This window comes from Streptococcus sp. HPH0090 (genome assembly GCF_000411475.1).
Classification (GTDB): Bacteria; Bacillota; Bacilli; order Lactobacillales; family Streptococcaceae; genus Streptococcus.
On record NZ_KE150464.1, the window covers coordinates 634,473 to 652,323 of the forward strand.

General features: G+C 39.4%; 16 protein-coding genes. 5 read left to right on the top strand and 11 right to left on the bottom strand.

Translation table 11 applies throughout. From position 1 onward, the window contains the following. Nucleotides 1–69 precede the first annotated feature (69 nt). From HMPREF1481_RS05090 to zwf, 3 genes are all read left to right on the top strand, one after another. A complete protein-coding gene (locus HMPREF1481_RS05090) occupies nucleotides 70–1,515 on the top strand; it encodes an amino acid ABC transporter substrate-binding protein/permease (protein WP_016465975.1) in 1,446 nt (481 codons plus the stop codon). Next, nucleotides 1,515–2,255 carry an amino acid ABC transporter ATP-binding protein gene (locus HMPREF1481_RS05095; protein WP_016465976.1) on the top strand — a complete coding sequence of 247 codons (741 nt, stop codon included), beginning with the start codon at nucleotides 1,515–1,517 and terminating at the stop codon, nucleotides 2,253–2,255. The genes HMPREF1481_RS05090 and HMPREF1481_RS05095 overlap by 1 nt, the downstream gene beginning before the upstream one ends. 149 nt (nucleotides 2,256–2,404) lie before the next feature. Further along, nucleotides 2,405–3,892 (top strand): glucose-6-phosphate dehydrogenase, encoded by a 1,488-nt coding sequence (zwf, locus tag HMPREF1481_RS05100; protein WP_016465977.1) that lies wholly within the window; start codon nucleotides 2,405–2,407, stop codon nucleotides 3,890–3,892. Between the two features lie 39 nt (nucleotides 3,893–3,931). On the opposite strand, the gene ftsY is transcribed toward zwf, so the two are convergent. The 7 genes from ftsY to rnc all read right to left on the bottom strand — a co-directional run bounded on the left by ftsY (nucleotide 3,932) and on the right by rnc (nucleotide 12,745). Beyond that, nucleotides 3,932–5,302 (bottom strand): signal recognition particle-docking protein FtsY, encoded by a 1,371-nt coding sequence (ftsY, locus tag HMPREF1481_RS05105; RefSeq protein WP_016465978.1) that lies wholly within the window; start codon nucleotides 5,300–5,302, stop codon nucleotides 3,932–3,934. 3 nt (nucleotides 5,303–5,305) lie between these two features. Then, nucleotides 5,306–6,124, bottom strand: a complete 819-nt coding sequence (locus HMPREF1481_RS05110) for a Cof-type HAD-IIB family hydrolase (protein ID WP_016465979.1) — start codon at nucleotides 6,122–6,124, stop codon at nucleotides 5,306–5,308. Then, nucleotides 6,124–6,915 (bottom strand): Cof-type HAD-IIB family hydrolase, encoded by a 792-nt coding sequence (locus tag HMPREF1481_RS05115; RefSeq protein ID WP_016465980.1) that lies wholly within the window; start codon nucleotides 6,913–6,915, stop codon nucleotides 6,124–6,126. The genes HMPREF1481_RS05110 and HMPREF1481_RS05115 overlap by 1 nt, the downstream gene beginning before the upstream one ends. Nucleotides 6,916–7,046: 131 nt before the next feature. Beyond that, a complete protein-coding gene (locus HMPREF1481_RS05120) occupies nucleotides 7,047–7,625 on the bottom strand; it encodes an HD domain-containing protein (protein ID WP_016465981.1) in 579 nt (192 codons plus the stop codon). Nucleotides 7,626–7,769: 144 nt separating this feature from the next. Next, the gene (locus HMPREF1481_RS05125; RefSeq protein ID WP_016465982.1) at nucleotides 7,770–8,429 is read right to left on the bottom strand and encodes a trimeric intracellular cation channel family protein; all 660 of its coding nucleotides are present in this window, start codon (nucleotides 8,427–8,429) and stop codon (nucleotides 7,770–7,772) included. A gap of 87 nt (nucleotides 8,430–8,516) precedes the next feature. Further along, complete coding sequence (smc, locus tag HMPREF1481_RS05130) at nucleotides 8,517–12,056, bottom strand: chromosome segregation protein SMC (RefSeq protein WP_016465983.1); 3,540 nt, start codon at nucleotides 12,054–12,056, stop codon at nucleotides 8,517–8,519. Continuing rightward, nucleotides 12,047–12,745: a ribonuclease III gene (rnc, locus tag HMPREF1481_RS05135; RefSeq protein WP_016465984.1), complete on the bottom strand. Its 699-nt coding sequence runs from the start codon at nucleotides 12,743–12,745 to the stop codon at nucleotides 12,047–12,049. Before rnc ends, smc begins: the two co-directional genes overlap by 10 nt. 153 nt (nucleotides 12,746–12,898) lie before the next feature. On the opposite strand from rnc, the gene HMPREF1481_RS05140 reads away from it, so the two are divergent. Together HMPREF1481_RS05140 and ffh are read left to right on the top strand one after the other, a co-directional pair. Further along, nucleotides 12,899–13,231 (top strand): putative DNA-binding protein, encoded by a 333-nt coding sequence (locus tag HMPREF1481_RS05140; protein ID WP_000402062.1) that lies wholly within the window; start codon nucleotides 12,899–12,901, stop codon nucleotides 13,229–13,231. An 11-nt stretch (nucleotides 13,232–13,242) separates the two neighbouring features. Continuing rightward, nucleotides 13,243–14,808 carry a signal recognition particle protein gene (ffh, locus tag HMPREF1481_RS05145; protein WP_016465985.1) on the top strand — a complete coding sequence of 522 codons (1,566 nt, stop codon included), beginning with the start codon at nucleotides 13,243–13,245 and terminating at the stop codon, nucleotides 14,806–14,808. Between the two features lie 29 nt (nucleotides 14,809–14,837). On the opposite strand, the gene HMPREF1481_RS05150 is transcribed toward ffh, so the two are convergent. The 4 genes from HMPREF1481_RS05150 to sodA form a co-directional block, all read right to left on the bottom strand. Next, complete coding sequence (locus tag HMPREF1481_RS05150) at nucleotides 14,838–15,728, bottom strand: RluA family pseudouridine synthase (protein ID WP_016465986.1); 891 nt, start codon at nucleotides 15,726–15,728, stop codon at nucleotides 14,838–14,840. Continuing rightward, entirely contained in the window at nucleotides 15,718–16,179 is a 462-nt protein-coding gene (gene lspA, locus HMPREF1481_RS05155; RefSeq protein WP_016465987.1) for a signal peptidase II, read from the bottom strand. Before lspA ends, HMPREF1481_RS05150 begins: the two co-directional genes overlap by 11 nt. After that, nucleotides 16,176–17,084: a LysR family transcriptional regulator gene (locus HMPREF1481_RS05160; RefSeq protein ID WP_016465988.1), complete on the bottom strand. Its 909-nt coding sequence runs from the start codon at nucleotides 17,082–17,084 to the stop codon at nucleotides 16,176–16,178. The genes lspA and HMPREF1481_RS05160 overlap by 4 nt, the downstream gene beginning before the upstream one ends. Nucleotides 17,085–17,235: 151 nt before the next feature. After that, nucleotides 17,236–17,841: a superoxide dismutase SodA gene (gene sodA / locus HMPREF1481_RS05165; protein WP_016465989.1), complete on the bottom strand. Its 606-nt coding sequence runs from the start codon at nucleotides 17,839–17,841 to the stop codon at nucleotides 17,236–17,238. Nucleotides 17,842–17,851 lie beyond the last annotated feature (10 nt).

Sequence of the window (17,851 nt, forward strand, 5' to 3'; positions counted from 1 at the left end):
AACACAAAATGGTTGCTGGAATTCAACTTTTCTGGTATAATTTGAAAATACCCTGAAAGGAGACATAACATGAAGAAAAAAATCCTAGCATGTTTGCTTATTTTATTTCCTATTTTTTCATTAGGACTAGTAAAAGCTGATACTGAGAAAACCAAGTATGTCATTGCCAGTGACTCGTCATTTGCACCATTTGTTTTCCAAGACTCAAGCAACCAATACACTGGTATCGATATGGATCTAATCAAGGCTATCGCTGAAGACCAAGGCTTTGAAGTAGAGATTACCAATCCTGGTTTTGACGCTGCTATTAACGCAGTCCAATCTGGACAAGCAGACGGTATCATTGCAGGTATGTCAGTGACTGATGCTCGTAAAGAAACTTTTGATTTCTCTGATTCTTACTATACTGCAAATACTATTCTTGGCGTTAAAGAATCAAGTACTATTTCTTCTTACGAAGATTTGAACGGTAAGACTGTAGGTGTAAAAAATGGTACTGCTTCACAAACATTCTTAAACGAGAATCAAAGCAAATACGGTTACAAAATCAAGACCTTTTCAGATGCTGCTTCTATGTATGATAGTTTAAATACTGGTTCAATTGATGCTGTTATGGATGACGAACCTGTTATTAAATATTCTATCAGTCAAGGACAAAAGTTAAAAACACCAATCGCAGGTACTCCAATTGGCGAAACTGCCTTTGCAGTTAAAAAAGGAAGCAATCCAGAATTGCTAGAGAAGTTCAATAAAGGACTTGCAAATCTTAAAGCAAATGGAGAATTCCAAAAGATTCTTGATAAGTATCTAGCCAGCGACTCTACTACCACAACTTCAACTGCTGATGAAACAACTATTTGGGGCTTGTTGAAAAATAACTACAAACAACTCCTCAGTGGACTCGGAATTACTCTCTCATTAGCCCTTATTTCATTTGTAATTGCGATTTTCATCGGAATTATCTTTGGTATGTTTAGCGTCAGCCCATATAAATCACTTCGTTTGATTTCAGAGATTTTTGTTGACGTCATCCGTGGTATTCCATTGATGATTCTTGCAGCATTTATTTTCTGGGGTATTCCTAACTTTATCGAAACCCTTACAGGTCAACAAAGCCCAATCAACGACTTTGTCGCTGGTACAATTGCCCTCTCCCTAAACTCAGCAGCCTACATCGCTGAAATCGTACGTGGTGGTATCAAGGCAGTTCCCGTTGGGCAAATGGAAGCTAGTCGAAGTCTGGGTATTTCATATGGAAAAACCATGCGTAAGATTGTCTTGCCTCAAGCAACCAAACTCATGCTTCCAAACTTCGTTAACCAATTTGTTATCGCATTGAAAGATACAACGATCGTATCTGCAATCGGTCTTGTAGAACTCTTCCAAACTGGTAAAATTATCATTGCTCGTAACTACCAAAGTTTTAAAATGTATGCAATTCTCGCAGTCTTTTACCTTGTGATTATCACTCTTCTAACTAGACTAGCAAAACGCTTAGAAAAGAGGATTCAATAATGGCAAAATTAAAAATTGATGTCGATAATTTACATAAACAATATGGAAAAAACAAGGTTCTTAAAGGAATCTCTGTAAAATTCTACGAAGGTGATGTTGTTTGTATCATCGGTCCTTCTGGTTCAGGTAAGTCAACTTTCTTGCGTAGCTTGAATCTCCTCGAAGAGGGGACAAAAGGTCATATCACAGTTAATGGTTATGATTTGACTGACAAAGCAACCAACGTGGACCATGTTCGTGAAAATGTAGGAATGGTGTTCCAGCACTTCAATCTCTTTCCACATATGACCGTCTTGGAAAATATCACTTTTGCTCCTATCGAGCATAAGTTGATGACTAAGGCCGAAGCTGAAAAATTGGGAATGGAACTCCTTGAAAAAGTTGGGCTTGCTGACAAGGCAAATGCTAATCCTGATAGTCTATCAGGGGGACAAAAACAACGTGTGGCTATCGCACGAGGTTTAGCAATGAACCCTGATATTATGCTCTTTGACGAGCCAACTTCTGCCCTTGACCCTGAAATGGTTGGTGACGTTCTTAACGTTATGAAGGAATTGGCAGAGCAAGGCATGACCATGATCATCGTAACTCACGAGATGGGATTTGCTCGTAAGGTTGCCAATCGTGTTATCTTTACTGCAGACGGTGAATTCCTAGAAGATGGAACCCCTGATCAAATCTTTGATAACCCACAACACCCTCGTCTAAAAGAATTTTTGGACAAGGTTCTCAACGCTTAAAAAAACTGCAAGGTTTCCCTTGCAGTTTTTTTCTTACTTGTATTGGAATTTTGGATTTTTTAGAAAATTATGATAAAATAAAGGGTATGAAAATGGGGATTCCTCATGACTAGCTTGACTAGGAAACAAAATAGAAATTAGGTAGCTGGATGTCATCTAAAGTTATTGTTACAATTTTCGGTGCAAGTGGAGATTTGGCTAAACGCAAGCTTTACCCTTCACTCTTTAGACTTTATAAATCAGGTAATCTTTCTGATCATTTTGCTGTTATCGGAACTGCTCGTAGACCATGGAGTAAAGAGTATTTCGAATCTGTTGTTGTCGAATCTATTTTGGACTTGGCAGATAGCGTAGAAGAAGCTCAAGCATTTGCTAGTCATTTTTACTACCAAAGTCACGATGTTAATGACACTGAGCACTATATCGAATTACGTAAGCTTCAGGCTGAGTTAAATGAAAAATATCAAACTGAACACAACAAGCTTTTCTTCCTCTCTATGGCACCTCAATTCTTTGGTACTATTGCCAAACACCTCAAGTCCGAGCAAATCGTTGACGGCAAGGGATTTGAACGTTTGATTGTTGAGAAACCTTTCGGTACAGACTATGAAACTGCAAGCAAACTAAACGAAGAACTTCTAGCTACTTTTAACGAAGATCAAATCTATCGTATTGACCACTATCTCGGTAAGGAAATGATCCAGAGCATTTTTGCCATTCGCTTTGCCAATATGATTTTTGAAAATGTTTGGAATCGTGAGCACATCGATAATGTTCAGATTACCTTTGCAGAGCGTCTCGGTGTTGAGGAGCGTGGTGGCTACTATGATGAGTCTGGTGCCCTTCGTGACATGGTTCAAAACCATACCCTACAGCTTCTATCACTCCTTGCTATGGACAAACCTGCAAGCTTTACAAAGGATGATATTCGAGCTGAAAAAATCAAGGTCTTCAAGAACCTTTACCAACCTACAGATGAGGAACTCAAAGAACAATTCATCCGTGGTCAATATCGTTCGGGTAAAGTCGATGGCATGAAATACATCTCTTACCGTAGCGAACCAAATGTCAACCCCGAATCTATGACAGAAACATTTGCTTCAGGTGCCTTCTTCGTAGATACTGATCGCTTCCGTGGTGTACCTTTCTTCTTCCGTACAGGTAAACGCCTAACTGAAAAAGGAACACACGTGAACATTGTCTTCAAACAAATGGATTCTATTTTTGGTGAACCTCTAGCGCCAAATGTTCTTACCATCTATATCCAACCGACTGAAGGATTCTCTCTTAGCCTTAACGGTAAGAAGGTGGGTGAAGAGTTTAACCTTGCGCCAAATTCTCTTGACTTTCGAACAGATGCGACTGCTACAGGTGCTTCACCAGATCCATATGAAAAACTCATCTATGATGTTTTGAACAATAACTCAACCAACTTTAGCCACTGGGATGAAGTAAGCGCATCATGGAAATTGATTGACCGTATTGAGAAGCTTTGGGCTGAAAACGGTGCTCCACTCCATGACTACAAAGCTGGTAGCATGGGACCTCAAGCTAGCTTTGATTTACTCAAAAAATATGGTGCTGAATGGACTTGGCAACCGGATATTGCCTATTGTGAAGATGGACGACTAGAATAATCAAAAATAATCCTGCAAGAATTCTTGCAGGATTTTCTTTTATAGCAAACCTTCTAGAAGACCTTTCATAAAGTTCTCAGAATTGAACTCACCGATATCATCGATTTTTTCACCAAATCCGATCAACTTAACAGGGATATTCAATTCTTCACGGATAGCAAGAACGACACCACCTCGAGCAGTTCCATCAATCTTGGTCAATACAATTCCTGTCAATGGAGTGATTTTTGAAAATTCTTTAGCTTGTACAAGAGCATTTTGACCAGTTGAGGCATCTAGAGCTAGGAAGGTTTCATGAGGTGCTTCAGGTACAACACGTTTAATGATACGACCAATCTTTTCCAACTCTGCCATCAAGTTTTCTTTGTTTTGCAGACGGCCAGCTGTATCAATCATCAAAATATCAATACCTTCTGCTACTGCTCGTTCCATCCCATCAAAGACCACACTGGCTGGATCAGCTTTTTCTGGACCTGTTACGACAGGAACATCTACTCGACGCCCCCATTCAGCTAATTGGGCAACCGCACCTGCACGGAAAGTATCCGCAGCAACCAGCATAACTTTCTTACCAGCTTGTTTGTAACGGTGAGCAAGCTTACCAATAGATGTTGTTTTCCCGACACCATTAACACCTACAAAGAGCATGACTGTCAAACCATCTTGGAAGTTAATGCTTTCATTGTATTGCCCATCTTTTTCGTAGAGCTCTACCAATTTTTCAATGATAACACGACGAAGGGCTTCTGGTTTCTTGGCATTTTCAAGTTTAGCCTCATAACGCAATTCTTCAGTAAGATTTGAAGCTACCTGCACACCAACGTCACTCATGATGAGCAGTTCTTCTAGTTCTTCAAAGAATTCTTCATCAACTGAGCGGAAATTAGCAAAGAAGGCATTCAAACGAGCCCCAAATCCCGTACGTGTTTTCTTGAGACTGCGGTCATATTTTTCCTGTACAGTCTCTTGAACTTGAGGAGTTTCTTCGATAACTAGATTTTCTTCCACTTCCTCAGTGATTTCCGGCTCTGTTTCGTTTGATTGAGGTTGAACAATTTCTTCCTCATCACTATCATTTGAAGGGATTTCTTCGACAGGATCCGATTCCACTTGAGGACTTTCTACCTCTTCAACTTGATTTGGTTCTTCTTGAGGAATTTCAACTTCATCAAGAGGTTCAATAATAGCTTCTTCTACAACCTCTACTTCAGGTGAGTCTTCATTTGTTTCTTCCTTAGGTTCTGCAGGTAAGATAACTTCTTCTGGTTCTGTCACTACAGCATTTTCAGATTCCGATGCCTCGTTTTGCCCGTTATCATCAGATAAATCAATATTTTCTAATGCTTCTTTGACGACATCTTCAATTTTTGGCTCTTCTATTTTCCCAAATAAACGGTCAAATAATCCCATACTTTAATTCTCCTTCAGTACATATTTTTCAATCGCCCATGCGACGGCTTCTTCGTCGTTGGTCATAGGTGTTACCACATTTGCAACTGCTTTGACTTCAGGAACAGCATTTTGCATGGCTACACCAAGACCTGCCCATTCAATCATCGAAAGGTCATTCGCTTCATCTCCACAAGCCATCACTTGACTTTGATCAATTCCTAAATGCTCAATTAACTTAGCTAGTCCAGTCGCTTTATGAACATTCTTTGGTGACCATTCTAGCAAGAGTTCACGTGATTTAAAAATTTCATATTTGTTAAACAATTCAGGAGAAATATGTTTGATAGCTGCATCCAAAGGCTCCTGAGGAAAAGCTGTCACACACTTATTGTAAGTAATCTGACTAGACAAATCTTCAAAGGCACTCGGAATGAAAGTAAGAGCTGGGTTAAATTGAGCATATAAACTTTCCTGGTCTGATTGAATCTGATAAACGATGCCTTCAGAAATAGCATCTAATGGAATATTTAGTTTTTCAGTTTCTTCGTAAATACGGCTCACATCATCAATTGAAAAGACTGTCTTATCAAGTATTTCGCCCGTATTTTTCTGAACCAAACCGCCGTTAAAAGTAATAGTATACTCATCCTCATGACCATCTGTTCCAAGTTCTTTGAGGAAGAAATCCATAGCTTTGAGGGGACGTCCTGTTGTTAGGACTACCTTGACTCCTTGTTCACGCGCAGCCTTCAAAGTTGCCTTGGTACGATCTGTTAATTTCTTGTCTGTCGTTAGCAAAGTACCATCTAAATCCAAAGCAATTAATTTAATATCTGCCATTATAATCCCTCCATATAAGCGATAACTGATTGGTCTTTGTGGTGTCCAATAACTGTTTCGGCTAGTTCTAAAATCTCTGGACGTGCATTTTCAGGTGCAACTGGGTGTCCTACAACCTGCATCATGTGAAGGTCATTGAGATTATCACCAAAGGCCATCACTTGATCCATATCTAGATTTAACTTCTTGGCTAATTCTACAATAGCGACTCCCTTGTCAACATAGTCTAAAACAATATCGATGGATTCAAAACCAGTAGTCATAGCCTTAACACCAGGCACATGTTCATTGACCCAAGCTTCTCCAGCTTCAACTGTCTCTTCTGTAAAGTTAGTTGTGAATTTGAAAATCTCATCAGTAATATCTTCAAGACTAGCTATTTTTTGGATATTTTCATTGTAATGATGGCTAAACATAAGATAAGTTTTATCCACCGTATCTAGAACATAGCATGCTTTTTTACCGGTCAAGAGCATCTTCTTCTCATCAAAATAAGGGGAAGTCTTTAGTTTTTCAAAAGTTGATAGGTAAAAATCACGTGGCATGGTTGCTTCATAGAGGTCCTCTCCATGGAAACGAACGAGACTCCCATTTTCAGCAATGAAGATAATCTCATCTTTGACATCTGCAAAATGTTTTTCAAGTGATAAGAGACCACGACCTGATGCGACAGCAAAATAGACACCTCTCTCTTTGTATGATGAGAGGAGAGCTTTTAAGCGCTCCATATCAAATTGGCCCGCTTCATCTAGAAAAGTCCCGTCCATATCCGTTGCGACTAGTTTAATCATAAATACTTATATTCTCCAGTAGTAAATCTATCTTCTATTATACCATAGATATATCATAGAAAAAGCAAAAAAGACGTGCAGGATTGACACGCCTTAGTATACTAAAAATCAATCCAAAGAGCCAATTCTTATTATAAATATAAGCCCTTCTCTACACTTTCCTGAATTAACTTTTCTGTCAATTTCCATAATTCTTCAGATTCACTTTTTATGAACTTTTTCTTTTCTAATACCATGTCTGCACTGATATTATCAGGGTTATAATTTAATTCTGATACTTCTAAATGATTAATCAGTGGTACCAATGCATCGATCACTCTTGCATATCTTGCTTCAGAACTATGCCCTTTTTCAAATTCCAACCACAAATTTTTCATATTCAAATATTTCTCTTTTGGAAGGAGGCTCATTGTTTTTTCTATAGATTCTAGCTCTCTATCATGAGAATGAACCTTTTTTTCATTATCAAAAACCCAAGTATCTCCGGCATAAATCTCACCTAAATCATGAATCAGTAACATAGAAATCACATTTTCCATATTCAATTTTTCAGGATAATAATCTTGAAGAACCATTGCAGCTATGGCACCCTGCCAAGAATGCTCAGCACTATTTTCAAATCTTCCATCAAGAGTTCTATTAAATCTTGTTACTGACTTTAATTTCTCTATTTCTTTAATAAAATCAACCGAATTCTTCAAATTACTCATTGCTGCTCCTATCTTATTTTAAATTTTAGATATAATACCAAAAAATATTAATTTCATCAAATATTTCCCGTATTTGCAAAGAATAAAATAGCGCCTAATCTATACGAGATTAGACGCCTATATAAAACAAGTCTCGCTTATTCATCAGTTCAAGGTTCTCTTATCCATATTGGGCAAAGAGAGTCTGAATTTAATGATACAAAGTCGAATCACAAAACCAACAATAGAGAGAATGATAAAGGCAGTAATTCTTGGAAAATGAAGAACAAAGGCTAGCCAGTAGTATACGACTCCAATTACGAAAGATAGAAGGGCATAGATGTCTTCTTTTAAAACACTAGGGACCTCATTGATTAAGAGGTCTCGGATAATTCCTCCACCAGCACCTGTTAAACAAGCCAAAATGCCAGCAGACATCAAATTCAACTTACTATCTGCCAAAGCTGTCGCTCCAATCAAGGAAAAGATAATCAGCCCAATCGAATCAAAGATGAGATAGGCTTCTCTCAACCATTTATAGAACTTTTTATCATGACTCGCATTGGCCTGCTTTGAAGTCACAAAGACATACATGATAACCGCTACAAGGATAGAGACATAAATCGGTCCAGGATCAGCAAGCGAGGAAGGAAAGCGACTGATAATAGAATCTCTTAAAATCCCCCCACCAACTGCAGTTACGATCGCCAACAAACTAATCCCAAAAATATCTAAACGTTTACCAAATCCTTTGATGGCTCCTGACGCTGCAAAGGCTATTGTCCCAATATAATTACAAACCATTAGGAATAGATCAAAATCCATATAAGCTCCTCAAATTATTTTTGTAACCCTTTTGGCTTCATAAAGGTCATTCTAAATGCTAAGCTGAAAGTTTGTATCGAGCACTAACTAAGCATCCATATTCTCTAAATCTTTTAGTTTTACAGAGACAATCTTAGATACACCAGATTCTTGCATGGTCACCCCATAGATAGAGTCTGCTGCTGCCATGGTTCCCTTACGGTGGGTCACAACGATAAATTGGCTGTCCTTATCAAATCGATTGAGATAATCACCAAAACGTTTAACGTTTGCTTCGTCAAGTGCAGCTTCTACTTCATCCAAGATAACAAATGGGATGGTCTTGACACGAATGATTGAGAAGAGCAAAGCCAGAGCTGACAGGGCCTTCTCTCCACCACTCATGAGATTGAGAGACTGAATTTTCTTGCCTGGTGGTTGCACAGAGATTTCGACACCTGCAGTCAATAAATCTCCTTCTGTCAGGATTAGGTCTGCTTGACCACCACCAAACATCTGCTTGAAGGTCACTTTAAAGGACTCACGAATAGCTTCGAAGGTTGACTTAAAGCGTTCTTTCACTTCATCATTCATTTCTGTAATGGTCTCAAGAAGTAAGTTTTTAGCAGAAAGAATGTCATCTCGCTGACTATTCAAGAATTCCAAACGTTCATGCACTTCATCAAACTGTTCAATAGCATCCAAGTTAACCGGACCAAGTGAACGAATGGATTTTTCCAAATCCTTAACCTTTTGTTCAGCGATTGCTAAATCTTCCAACTGATTCGCTTTTTCTAAAGCTTCCGTATAGCTAATCTGATATTCTTCAGTCAGTTGACCTTGAAGATAACGAAGGCGGTCCGTAATTTTTTCTTTGGTCGCTTCCGCTCGTGTTTGCTTACGAATTAATTCTTCATTTTGCTGACGAGCTTGTTCTAAATGACCAGCAATATCATCCAGTTGTCCCTCAATGTCGTCGATTTCAAACTGCTTACGAATCAATCCTTGTTGAATTTCTTCCTTCTGACTCTTGGCTTCTGCTTCCTGCTTAGCCAAAAGTTCTGTATCAACTTTTTCAAGATTGTCTACTTTTTCTTGCAAAAGACGTTCAATCTCTTCTTGCTCGATATTGAGGTTCTCAAGTTCATTGTTAATCCGTTCAATATCGGCAACTTCATAACGCTTCTGTCCAAGCATTTCTGTTTTAAGCAGACGTTCTTGGGAAATTTTTTCCTGCAAGTTTTGGTAGCGTTCCTGAATAGCATTTTTATTGGACTTGATTTCTTCGATTTCAGATTCCAGCTTTTGCTTTTCAGTTGCAATAACTCTGAAACGTTCTTGGCATTTTTCCTTTTCAGCTTGCCAATCTCCACCTCTGAGATTAGTTAATTCTTGCTCCTGAAGTTTCAAGAGTGTCTCAAGTTCTTCGATCTGCTGGCTAGTTTGTTGATAAGCTAAGTACAAGCCTTGTTCCTGGATACGAGCTTGCTCTCCCTGGTACTTAATGGTCTCCAAAGTTTGACTAAGTTCATTCAAGGCTTCTTGAACTGACTTCAGATTTTCTTCCTCTTGGCGAAGAAGTTTTTCTTCTTGAGTAATCTCTTTTTGCAACTGCTCCAATTCAGGCTTGATGAAAATGCTGTTATTTTGACGATTGGCACCACCAGCATAAGAACCACCTGTTCGTAGTTCTGTACCGTCTAGCGTTACCATACGAACTTGATAGCGTACCTTACGAGCAGCATCACGCGCATGCTCAACTGTATCAAAGATAGCTGTGGTAGCTAGCAGATTTTTAAAGATAGCTTCAAGCTTGGCATCAAAGGTAACCAGTTCATCTGCCATACCAAGAAAACCAGGACTTGAGGCAATCACATCTTGATTCTGACCTGAAATGCTACGAGCCTTAATGGTTGTCAAAGGTAGGAAAGTCGCACGACCAGCTCGGTTTCGCTTAAGGAAATCGATAGCTTTAGTCGCTGCCTGTTCGTCTTCAACGATGATGTGTTGGCTACTTGCACCAAGTGCAATTTCAAGAGCTGTCTGATAACGAACATCAAAGGTTAAATGTTCACTAACTGCTCCAATAATACCGCCCAATCGATTTTTTTCTTGTAGAACACTTTTAACACCCGCATAAAAATTGCTATGGTTTTTAAGAATGTTTTCCAAACTTTGCGCCTTGGCCTGTTTGTTTTTCAGACTATCCAAACGGTCAAAGAGTTGATTTTGCTGACTTTGATAAGCCTGCTTTTGTTCTTCTTCTTGCTTGGCATTGGCCTGATAGTCTGCAAGTAAGCTTTGTACTTCTTCTTTAGCTGATTTAAGGGCAAGCTCTTGCTCACTAGCCTTGGACTTGGCAGAAGCCAATTGTTCCTTCAAGGATTCTAATTGTTCTTCTTGCTTTTGAGTCTGTTGGCGACTATTTTCAAGGTCGTTCTCAATCCGTGTCAGTTGGTTAGAGACATCCGCTTCTTCCTGTAAGAATGCCACGAAACGTTCACGCAATTGCTCAATCATTTGATCTGGATCATCAGAAAAAGCTAATAATTCTGCTTCTAAACGATTGAGTTCCTTCGTATTGACCGCTAAATTTTCTTCTAACTGACTGAGATTTGCTTCTTTTTCTTCCTTCTCCTGAATGAGAGCATTTCTCTTTTCGTCCAAACTAGCCAAACGTGCCTGAGCTTCTTGTTGATTGAGAGCGACTTGCTCTGTTTCAAGTTTTGACAAGGCTAACTTACGCTCTAATTCACTGATTAAACCAGTTAAATCCATCAAGCTTGCCTGGTCTTTTGTCATCTCAGCTTGCAAGTCATGACGTTTCTTTTTGAGAGTTTGGTTTTCTTCTTCTAACTCTTCACGTTTCTGATAGTAGCTCGTCAAAAGTTCTTGAACTTGGTTTAATTCTTCTTCAGTTAGATCCAATTCAGCTTTACTTTCTTGAATTTGTGCAACCAAAACGTCCAAGTAAATCGCCTTACGCTGACCATCTAATTCTATAAATTTACGAGCTGTTGCTGCTTGCTTTTCTAAAGGCTTGATTTGATTATCTAGCTCATAAATGATATCTTCCAAACGGTCTAGATTGTTTTGAGTTTGTTGGAGCTTGCTTTCCGTCTCTTTGCGACGAGTCTTATACTTCAAGACTCCGGCAGCTTCTTCAAAAATAGCCCGACGTTCTTCAGGTTTAGAATTAAAAATTTCTTCAACCTTTCCTTGGGAAATAATAGAGAAGGAATCGCGCCCAAGTCCAGTATCTAAGAAGAGATCATGTATATCACGAAGACGGACTTTTTTCCCATCAATCTTGTATTCACTATCCCCAGTACGATAGATATGACGCTCCACCTTGATTTCCTGTCCTGCATCCTTGATGAAACCGTCCTGATTATCTAGAGTAACAACTACAGAAGCATAGTTTAATGGTTTTCTACTTTCTGTACCTGCAAAGATAACATCAGGCATCTTCCCACCACGAAGACTTTTGACACTGGATTCACCTAGTGCCCAACGCAGACTTTCCGTGATGTTTGATTTTCCAGAACCATTAGGTCCTACAACTGCTGTTACTCCTTGGTCAAATACAACCTTGGTCTTGTCAGCAAAGGACTTAAACCCCTGAATCTCAATTTCCTTTAAATACATGAATCCAGCCCTTCCTCAACTGCATTTTTTGCGGCTTCCTGCTCTGCTAATTTTTTTGAACGTCCTTGACCAGTTCCAAGACTTTTCCCTTCAACAAGGACTTCCACTTGAAACATCTTATCATGCGCAGGTCCGATCTCTGAAATCACCTGATAACGGATATCAACGTCCCCATTGACTTGAAGCAATTCCTGGAGGTGAGTCTTGTAGTCTTTAATCATTTCAAAATCGCCGGCTTCTACTTTTGGTATCATGACTTGATAGATAAAATCCTTCACTCTAGCCAGATCCTTGTCTAAAAGGAGAGCACCCAAAAAGGCTTCGAAGGCATCTCCCAAGATGGTATCACGATTGCGACCACCTGATTTTTCTTCTCCTTTGCCTAGCTTGATAAACTGATCAAACTGGCAATCACGAGCAAATCCAGCTAAACTCTCCTCGCGAACAATCATGGCACGAAGTTTAGATAAATCACCTTCTGGTTTTTTAGGATATTTCTTGTACAGATATTCTGAAATCAATAATTGCAGAACAGCGTCTCCTAAAAATTCCAAGCGTTCATTGTGTGAAATTTTTAAGAGGCGGTGCTCGTTTGCATAACTAGTGTGAGTAAAAGCTGTTTCAAGTAATTGTTTATCTGAAAAAACAAGCTCAAAACGTTGCTCTAACACGGTTTCTAATTCTTTCATAAGAACCTCTTTCTAAAACATTATAATACACTCCATTATACCAAAAAAAGGATTCATAGTCAGTAAATAACCGTTAAAACGACTTTTTCTCACTTGCTTCTAAAATCAATCCATTACTAGCAGTCTAGCCTATTTTTTGGTATAATAAATCTTATGGAAATTGAAAAAACCAATCGAATGAATGCTCTGTTTGAATTTTATGCAGCCCTTTTGACTGATAAGCAGATGAACTATATCGAACTCTACTATGCAGACGACTATAGTTTGGCTGAAATCGCTGAAGAATTCGGCGTTAGTCGCCAGGCTGTTTATGACAATATCAAACGTACAGAAAAGATACTGGAAGATTATGAAATGAAGCTCCATATGTACTCTGACTACATTGTTCGCAGTCAGATTTTTGATCAGATTTTGGAGCGTTATCCAGAAGATGCTTTTCTACAAGAGCAAATTGAGATTTTAACAAGTATCGACAATAGAGAATAAGAGGAATAAATATGGCATTTGAAAATTTAACAGAACGTTTACAGAACGTCTTTAAAAATCTACGTAAAAAAGGGAAAATTACAGAGAGCGATATCCAAGAAGCAACCAAGGAAATTCGTCTTGCTCTTTTAGAAGCCGACGTTGCTTTGCCAGTTGTTAAGGATTTTATCAAAAAAGTTCGAGAACGTGCGATTGGGCACGAAGTCATTGATACCCTCAATCCAGCCCAACAAATCATCAAGATTGTAAATGAAGAGTTAACAGCAGTTCTTGGCTCAGATACAGCTGAGATTATCAAGTCTCCAAAAATCCCAACCATTATCATGATGGTCGGTTTGCAGGGGGCTGGTAAAACAACTTTTGCAGGTAAACTTGCTAACAAACTTAAAAAGGAAGAGGATGCTCGTCCTTTAATGATCGCGGCCGATATCTATCGTCCTGCAGCTATTGACCAGCTCAAAACACTTGGACAACAAATTGATGTTCCTGTGTTTGCACTTGGAACTGAAGTTCCTGCGGTTGAGATTGTTCGCCAAGGTTTGGAGCAAGCCAAAGCCAACCATAACGACTATGTCTTGATTGATACAGCTGGTCGTTTACAAATTGACGAACTTCTCATGAATGAGCTCCGTGATGTTAAAGCTCTAGCACAACCAAATGAGATTCTCTTAGTCATCGATGCCATGATTGGTCAAGAAGCTGCCAACGTTGCACGTGAGTTTAACGACCAATTAGAAGTTACTGGTGTTATCCTTACAAAGATTGACGGTGACACTCGTGGTGGTGCTGCCCTTTCTGTTCGTCACATCACTGGAAAACCAATCAAGTTCACTGGTACTGGTGAAAAGATTACTGATATTGAAACCTTCCACCCAGACCGTATGGCCAGCCGTATTCTCGGTATGGGAGATATGCTGACTCTGATTGAAAAAGCTTCCCAAGAATACGATGAGCAAAAAGCCCTTGAAATGGCTGAAAAGATGCGTGAAAACACCTTCGATTTCAACGATTTCATTGATCAGTTGGATCAGGTACAAAATATGGGACCAATGGAAGATTTGCTCAAGATGATTCCTGGTATGGCCAACAACCCTGCCCTTCAAAATATGAAGGTGGATGAAAAACAAATTGCTCGCAAACGTGCTATCGTGTCTTCCATGACTCCGGAAGAACGTGAAAATCCAGATTTACTCACACCAAGTCGTCGTCGTCGTATTGCTGCTGGTTCTGGTAATACTTTTATCGAAGTCAACAAGTTCATTAAGGATTTTAATCAAGCCAAACAGCTCATGCAAGGTGTCATGTCTGGTGACATGAATAAAATGATGAAACAAATGGGCATCAACCCTAACAACCTTCCTAAAAATATGCCTGGAGGCATGGATATGTCCGACCTTGAAGGAATGATGGGACAAGGTGGCATGCCTGATATGTCTGCTCTCGGAGGAGCTGGTATGCCTGATATGAGCCAGATGCTCGGTGGAGGCCTCAAAGGTAAAATCGGTGAATTTGCCATGAAGCAATCCATGAAACGCATGGCCAACAAAATGAAAAAAGCTAAGAAAAAACGCAAATAAAAAAGGACTCAGTTGAGTCCTTTTTTTTTTTAGTTATTTCGAAGTTTTTCCAAAGTATCTTTAAAGATAGCTGGGATATCGGAAGTAAATTCCATGGCTTTACCAGTTCTTGGATGGGTAAAACCAAGTGTCTTAGCGTGGAGAAACTGCCCATGACCTTTCAAAGTTTTACGAGGACCATAGACCTCATCACCAGCGACAGGATGACCGATATAAGCCATGTGTACGCGGATTTGGTGGGTACGTCCTGTTTCCAGTTGCAATTCCAGCAATGTATAATCACCAAAGCGTTCCAAAACTTGGAAACGTGTCACTGCTGGTTTCCCTTTTGCAGTCACTGCTTGTTTCTTGCGGTCTTTTTCGCTACGTCCGATTGGTGCCTCAATGACTCCACGATCATTTGGGAGATTACCATGAACAATAGCCCAATATTTACGAAGAGACTTCTTGTCCTTCAATTCTTGAGCAAGTGCCATATGCGCTTCATCATTTTTAGCAATCATCAAGAGGCCTGACGTATCCTTATCAATACGATGGACAATCCCTGGACGCAATACACCATTGATGCCTGATAGGTCCTTGATATGGTACATGAGGGCATTAACCAAGGTACCACTGGTATGGCCAGCGCTTGGATGGACGACCATTCCTTGAGGTTTGTTAACTACTGCTACATCCTCATCTTGATAAATGATTTCTAAGGGAATATCTTCAGCCACATACTCTAAAACTTCTGGTTCTGGAACTTGATAAGTGATTACATCCCCTTCTTGAACCGAGTACTTAGCTTTTTTTAACTGACCATTGACCAAGACCTGACCAGACTTGATTTGTTCATTAGCGAGACTACGGGATAGTTCTGTCAAATCTGACAAAGCCTTATCTAAGCGTACTCCGCCTTTTTCAATTTTAATTTCCATTCATTTCCTCTTTTAGCATTGCAAGCAATAACACAACTACTCCTACAGTCAGATAACTATCTGCTACATTGAAAATCGCGAAATTGATAAAGTCTAAGTGGAACATATCCACGACAAATCCTTGACTGATGCGATCGATAAAGTTCCCAAGACCACCTGCAATAATCAAAACCAATCCAGAGACAGTCCATAAGGAATCCTCTATATGCTTATGAAGATACCAGATAGCTCCAACCATGACTACCAGGGTAATCACTGCAAAAAACCACTGTTGATCTTGGAGCATCGAAAAGGCTGCTCCCCTATTTTGCAGATAGGTTAAACTAACTAGATTTGGGATCCATGACTTGATTTCACCAAGAGCAATAGTCTTAACGACATAAGACTTTACTAATTGGTCGAATAGGATTAAGGATCCTATAATCCATACTACTAGTCCTCTTTTTTTCATGCTTTCCTCTTCTGATCAAAATACTCTTGCATAACTTCTACAAATAAGGTTCCCGCTTGGCTCAAGTCTACTTCTTCACGTTTCACATAAACCATGCGATTATTGAGATTATCATTTAATGGGATAACGGTGATTCCGTTCACACTATCGCTATCTAAGAATCCAGAACCAGTCGCATAAGCATTTGTTCTTTCAAGAATTCCATTTAAGGTAGCGCGGTCAGTTACGTTAAACATTTGAGAACTAGCACTTGTATCCACAAAGTTCTCTGAATAATAAAGATACTCATCCTTTTCCTGTGTGAATCGCACTGTTGGTAAATCTGCCAAATCCTCCATAACCAACTCTTTTTTCTTGGCTAAGGGATGTCCTTCACGTAGATAGATATGAGTTTGGAAAGGAATCAACTCAATCACTTCAAGTTCTAGCTTTTCAACCCGCTGCATGATTCCCTTTTGGTTTTGATTATTGAGGTAAATAATCCCAATCTCACTATGTCCTTGGGCTACTTCATCCAAAATCTGAACAGTTGTTGATTCAAAAATACGGAAATTCTTATATTCAGGATATTGTTGCGAAAAAGCTGTAATGGTTGGTGGCAAGAAATCATAGTGCTGGCTGGCTATTGAAAACTCATCCTTTTCTTCTTCAGGATTGGCATACTGATTTTGAAAAACATCAAATCCCTTAACTAACTCTTGTGCCTTTTCATAAAATTCCATCCCACGACGAGTGAGAAATGTCCCTGAACTAGTTCTGCGGAAAATCTTGAAGCCGAGCTCTTTTTCCAGGTCTCTTACAGAAATAGATAGACTGGGTTGGCTAACGTACATCTTCTCAGCTGCTTCACGAAAAGTACCACTATTAGCAATAGCCACAACGTAGCGTAATTGTTGAATATTCATGATTTCTCCTTCGATCTCTATCTTATCATTATACCATAAATCAAGCCTATCCAACAAAGGAAAATCATGAGACCGATACTTCTTATCAAAGCAAACAAAAAACACCTTTTAAGGTAGATAAAATTCTAACCAAAAGGCGTTAGTGTTCATATTAATTAGCTGCTGCGTAAAGCTCGTCTACTTTATTCCAGTTAATCACTGAGAAGAAAGCTTTGATATAATCAGGACGAACGTTGCGGTATTTCACGTAGTATGCATGTTCCCAAACATCCAAACCAAGGATTGGTGTTTTACCTTCTGAGATTGGTGTGTCTTGGTTTGCTGTTGAAGTCACTTCAAGCTTACCTTCTCTATTAACAACCAACCATGCCCATCCAGAACCAAAACGAGTTGTTGCTGCTGCTGTGAAGGCTGCTTGGAATTCTTCGAATGAACCAAAAGCTTCATCGATTGCTGCTGCAAGTTCTGCTGAAGGAGCTGTCTTTTCAGGAGTCATCAATTCCCAGAAAAGAGCGTGGTTCAAGTGTCCACCACCGTTGTTGATAAGAGCTTGACGGATATCAGCTGGGATAGACTCTACGTCAGCAAGCAATGCTTCAAGGTCTTCACCAATTTCAGGGTGTTTTTCAAGAGCTGCGTTTGCATTGTTTACGTATGTTTGGTGGTGTTTGTCATGGTGCAAGTGCATTGTTTCAGCATCAATATATGGTTCCAATGCATCGTAAGCGTATGGAAGATCTGGTAAGATAATAGCCATCTGTAATACC

What these genes read in the sequence shown, in the direction of transcription:
- sodA (WP_016465989.1), bottom strand. Translation starts at nt 17,841, where the DNA reads ATGGCTATTATCTTACCAGATCTTCCATACGCTTACGATGCATTGGAA.
- HMPREF1481_RS05160 (WP_016465988.1), bottom strand. Translation starts at nt 17,084, where the DNA reads ATGAATATTCAACAATTACGCTACGTTGTGGCTATTGCTAATAGTGGT.
- smc (WP_016465983.1), bottom strand. Translation starts at nt 12,056, where the DNA reads ATGTATTTAAAGGAAATTGAGATTCAGGGGTTTAAGTCCTTTGCTGAC.
- HMPREF1481_RS05140 (WP_000402062.1), top strand. Translation starts at nt 12,899, where the DNA reads ATGGAAATTGAAAAAACCAATCGAATGAATGCTCTGTTTGAATTTTAT.
- ftsY (WP_016465978.1), bottom strand. Translation starts at nt 5,302, where the DNA reads ATGGGATTATTTGACCGTTTATTTGGGAAAATAGAAGAGCCAAAAATT.
- HMPREF1481_RS05125 (WP_016465982.1), bottom strand. Translation starts at nt 8,429, where the DNA reads ATGGATTTTGATCTATTCCTAATGGTTTGTAATTATATTGGGACAATA.
- HMPREF1481_RS05115 (WP_016465980.1), bottom strand. Translation starts at nt 6,915, where the DNA reads ATGATTAAACTAGTCGCAACGGATATGGACGGGACTTTTCTAGATGAA.
- HMPREF1481_RS05110 (WP_016465979.1), bottom strand. Translation starts at nt 6,124, where the DNA reads ATGGCAGATATTAAATTAATTGCTTTGGATTTAGATGGTACTTTGCTA.
- HMPREF1481_RS05120 (WP_016465981.1), bottom strand. Translation starts at nt 7,625, where the DNA reads ATGAGTAATTTGAAGAATTCGGTTGATTTTATTAAAGAAATAGAGAAA.
- HMPREF1481_RS05095 (WP_016465976.1), top strand. Translation starts at nt 1,515, where the DNA reads ATGGCAAAATTAAAAATTGATGTCGATAATTTACATAAACAATATGGA.
- HMPREF1481_RS05150 (WP_016465986.1), bottom strand. Translation starts at nt 15,728, where the DNA reads ATGGAAATTAAAATTGAAAAAGGCGGAGTACGCTTAGATAAGGCTTTG.
- ffh (WP_016465985.1), top strand. Translation starts at nt 13,243, where the DNA reads ATGGCATTTGAAAATTTAACAGAACGTTTACAGAACGTCTTTAAAAAT.
- rnc (WP_016465984.1), bottom strand. Translation starts at nt 12,745, where the DNA reads ATGAAAGAATTAGAAACCGTGTTAGAGCAACGTTTTGAGCTTGTTTTT.
- zwf (WP_016465977.1), top strand. Translation starts at nt 2,405, where the DNA reads ATGTCATCTAAAGTTATTGTTACAATTTTCGGTGCAAGTGGAGATTTG.
- lspA (WP_016465987.1), bottom strand. Translation starts at nt 16,179, where the DNA reads ATGAAAAAAAGAGGACTAGTAGTATGGATTATAGGATCCTTAATCCTA.
- HMPREF1481_RS05090 (WP_016465975.1), top strand. Translation starts at nt 70, where the DNA reads ATGAAGAAAAAAATCCTAGCATGTTTGCTTATTTTATTTCCTATTTTT.